At 62.6% G+C, this 230-nt stretch carries 1 protein-coding gene; it reads right to left on the reverse strand.

What is annotated here, in order from left to right:
• On the reverse strand, positions 1 to 230 hold a 230-nt coding region (locus OZ10_RS20230; RefSeq protein WP_486684675.1), incomplete at both ends, for an EF-Tu C-terminal domain-related protein.

A 230-nucleotide genomic window follows, 5' to 3' on the forward strand; every position in this document is an offset into this window, starting at 1 on the left:
CGACCGGGTTGATCAGGGTCACGACCATCTTGACGTTGTCGCCCGGCATCACCATCTCCACGCCTTCCGGCAGCTGGCACGCGCCAGTGATGTCGGTGGTGCGGAAGTAGAACTGCGGACGGTAGCCCTTGAAGAACGGGGTGTGACGGCCACCCTCGTCCTTGGACAGCACGTAGACTTCGGCTTCGAACTCGGTGTGCGGCTTGATCGAACCCGGCTTGCACAGCACC

The sequence above is a fragment of the Xanthomonas cannabis pv. cannabis genome (assembly GCF_000802365.1).
Taxonomy (GTDB): domain Bacteria; phylum Pseudomonadota; class Gammaproteobacteria; order Xanthomonadales; family Xanthomonadaceae; genus Xanthomonas; species Xanthomonas cannabis.